The 570-nt window shown below is 63.7% G+C and carries 1 protein-coding gene; it reads right to left on the bottom strand.

Annotation, left to right across the window (positions count from 1 at the left end; genetic code table 11):
- Window positions 1–570: RlmE family RNA methyltransferase (locus EN750_RS38135; protein WP_145968379.1), on the bottom strand; the 570-nt coding region annotated here is incomplete at both ends.

A 570-nucleotide genomic window follows, 5' to 3' on the forward strand; every position in this document is an offset into this window, starting at 1 on the left:
GAACGTCCACTGGACGTTCCGATCCGCCTGACGGCGGGCCGGCCTCTCGCCCTTTAAAATCTTTGGCCAGCAAATAGAGCTCGACCGATTCATCCCGCGACGCCGGCGGCTTGACGTGATGGACGGAGCGGAAGTTCTTCTTGAGCATGGAGAGCAACTCGTTTTCGGCGCCGCCCTGGAAAGTCTTGGCGAGGAAATGCCCGCCCGGCTTCAGCACCGACAGCGCAAAATCGGCCGCCACCTCGCACAGATGCATGGTGCGGATATAGTCGGTCCGCTTGTGGCCGGTGGTCGGTGCCGCCATGTCGGACAACACGATGTCCGGATCCCCACCCAGCGCCTCGGCCAGCTTCTGCGGCGCCAGCGGATCGAGGAAATCCATCAGCAGCACCGGAGCGCCGGGCACGGCGTCCATTTCCAGATAATCGATGCCGATGACATGCGGCTTGTCGGCCGTCGATTTCGTCCGCGCGGCGGCGACCTGGCACCAGCCGCCGGGGGCGGCGCCGAGATCGATCACCTTCATGCCGGGTTTCAGCAGATGGTGCTTGTCGTCGATCTCGATCAGCT

It is taken from the genome of Mesorhizobium sp. M7A.F.Ca.ET.027.03.2.1, assembly GCF_003999175.1.
GTDB lineage: Bacteria > Pseudomonadota > Alphaproteobacteria > Rhizobiales > Rhizobiaceae > Mesorhizobium.